At 58.5% G+C, this 2,576-nt stretch carries 4 protein-coding genes; 1 reads left to right on the top strand and 3 read right to left on the bottom strand.

The window, feature by feature from the left end:
- Positions 1-191: hypothetical protein (locus VN887_12375; GenBank protein ID HXT40800.1), on the bottom strand; the 191-nt coding region annotated here is incomplete at its 3' end.
- 29 nt (positions 192-220) lie between these two features.
- A complete protein-coding gene (locus tag VN887_12370) occupies positions 221-514 on the bottom strand; it encodes a hypothetical protein (protein ID HXT40799.1) in 294 nt (97 codons plus the stop codon).
- An 86-nt stretch (positions 515-600) separates the two neighbouring features.
- On the opposite strand from VN887_12370, the gene VN887_12365 reads away from it, so the two are divergent.
- Positions 601-1,506 (top strand): LysR family transcriptional regulator, encoded by a 906-nt coding sequence (locus VN887_12365; GenBank protein ID HXT40798.1) that lies wholly within the window; start codon positions 601-603, stop codon positions 1,504-1,506.
- A 59-nt stretch (positions 1,507-1,565) separates the two neighbouring features.
- Here VN887_12365 and VN887_12360 read toward each other — a convergent pair.
- Positions 1,566-2,576: putative Na+/H+ antiporter (locus tag VN887_12360; protein ID HXT40797.1), on the bottom strand; the 1,011-nt coding region annotated here is incomplete at its 5' end.

Genomic DNA, 2,576 nt, shown 5'->3' with positions numbered 1-2,576 from the left:
CACCCAGCACGCAACGGTTGGTTCAAATCCAACAGCAACAGATCAACGTGATGGCGCGTTGAAACTTCCACTGCCTCGGATAGATTCGCGGTCCAAAAGACCTCGAAGTCGGTCGGCTTGAATGCCCGGCTGATGATCGCTCGCGTCAGCGGCGTGACATTCACCAACACGGCCAGGACTTTCCTTTTCATCGTAATCACTTGTCTTGAGGTTACCGCGTTTACTCTGCGCCGGGGCAGCCGCGCGAAATCGGCAGCGCCAGCCAGCGACGCCGGATTTGTCGAAACTCAACTGGCAACGTGCTCCGTTGCAGCCAGTGCCTTGTCGCCCCCGAACGTCCCGTCTGCGGCGCATCTGCATCCGCAGAACCGTCTTGGTGGACATCGAAGTCCTGGACGCTTTCGGGCGTCAACCGTGGTTGGGAGACGCTCGGGGCTGGCTCGCTTTCGCCAGTGACCGTGTTTCCGTCAAACGACAAGGCACTGAAGTTTTTGAAAATCCGTTCGCTTTTCATGTCACCAGTTTCGATGCGGTTGCTGGATTCGACTAATTCGATTTCTCGATTGGACTTTTCGGTTTAAGCGATAGAAGTTCTGTTCTGTGGAATTCTTGAATTACCACCATCTGCGCTATTTCTGCACCGTGGCGAAGGAAGGCGGCCTGACCAAAGCCGCCGCCAAGCTGCATGTCTCCCAATCCACCATCAGCGCGCAAATTCAGTCCCTCGAAGGCGTTCTCGGGGAAAAGCTATTCCGCCGCGCTGGCCGCAACGTCGCACTGACCGACGTTGGTCAGCACGTCTTGACGTATGCGGAGGAGATTTTTTCCATCGGCCAGGATTTGTTGAACTCGGTGAAGCAACGGCCCACCTCGCGTCCCTTGCGCGTGCGTCTCGGCATTGCCGACGCGTTACCCAAACTGGTCACCTACAAAATCATCGAGCCTATCTTTCACCTTCCTCAACCTGTGCAAGTTGCCTGTTGGGAAACCAAAGTGTCGGACATGCTGGTTGAATTGTCCTCGTATCGCCTCGATCTCGTGCTTGCCGACGAGCCGGCATCCAGTGGCGTCCACGCAAATGTGTTCAATCATCTCCTGGGTGAATGCGGCGTAGCGTTCTGCGCAGAGCCGCGTCTAGCGGCGAAACTCCGGCGTGGCTTTCCTAAATCGCTGAATGGAGCGCCGGCATTATTGCCGATGTCCAACAGCGGGTTACGCCGCTCACTGGAAAAATGGTTTCACGCGATAGGTGTTCGCCCCCGGCTGGTCGGAGAGTTCGAAGACCCCGCCCTTGTGAACATCCTCGCCCTCCACAACTTGGGCTTTATGTGCGTGCCGACGATGGTCGTGAAGGAAATCGTCGCGCGGTTTGGCTTTCGCACGATTGGGCGAACGGATGAATGCCAGCAGCAATTCTATGCGATCACGCCCGAACGCAGGCTGACGCATCCCGCCGTGACCGTGATCACGTCAGACGCACGGCAACGGTTGTTCCCCAAGAGTTGATACGCTGACACTCGCCAGCATGCAAAGTCGTGACGCTTTGATCCGTCTTCAGTCAAGGCTCAGTGTAGCAGCCAGAAGAACACTATCGCCACCGCCGTGGGCAGCAGCGCGCCGAGGAACAGCCCGAGCGGGCTGATGCCTTCGCCTTCAAATGCCTTCGCATCTTGGAGGATGCCCACACCCGCCGGATTGGGCGCGTTGGCGATCACCGTCAGCCCACCACCGGCGACCGCGCCCGCCACGAGCGCGTATTTCAGCTCGTCCGAAATACCGTCCACCAGCGAGCCGAGATAAGTAAGTGCCGCGTTGTCCGTGATAGCCGTGAGTCCGGTTGCACCAAAGAACAGCGCGTTCCCACCAAGGCTTTGGATAAGGGGTTTGAGCCAGTAAGCCTGCAACGAACCAAGCGTGACCAGGCCTGCGAGGAAGAAACCCACCAGCAATCCCTCGCGCAGCTTGAGGTCATCCTGATACTCGCGCGTGGCCACCACCAAACCGAGGAACAGCACGAGGATGCCAAAGAAAACATTAGGGTGATGCGCGAACGCCACGACGAGCGCGAGGAACACCAGATGCGCAGCGGTTAACCACGCCGGAATCCGCCCGCTCGCATTCCGCTCGACCTCCAACCCCTTGAGTTCCTTCCAGAACATGGCAGCCACAATCACGGTCGAAACCGCGCACGCGGCAGCCGCCCGCCAACCGAAGTGCTCGAACATGAAAGCCAAGCCCCAATTCCACTTGGCCGCGACCATCAACACTGGCGGCGCGGCGAAATGCGTCAACGTGCCGCCGATGGATACGTTGACAAACAGCAACCCGAGCGTGCCGTAGGCCAGTTTACGGCTAATGCCACGGTCGAAATAACGGCGCTTGAGCACGAGCGCCAGTAGCGTCATCGCCGCCGGCTCGGTGATGAATGATCCCAACAGCGGCCCGAGAAAGAGCGCGGCGATGTAAAACGACACGCTTTCTTGCACGGGAATCAGTCGCGCGGCCAGTGAGATGAGCGTCTCCGCCAGTTTGACCACCGGGCGCGTGGCAGCGACGACCATGATGACGAAGACAAA

It is taken from the genome of Candidatus Angelobacter sp. (assembly GCA_035607015.1).
Classification (GTDB): Bacteria; Verrucomicrobiota; Verrucomicrobiia; order Limisphaerales; family AV2; genus AV2.
This window is presented reverse-complemented; position numbering and strand designations above follow the sequence as displayed.

What these genes read in the sequence shown, in the direction of transcription:
- VN887_12370 (HXT40799.1), bottom strand. Translation starts at nt 514, where the DNA reads ATGAAAAGCGAACGGATTTTCAAAAACTTCAGTGCCTTGTCGTTTGAC.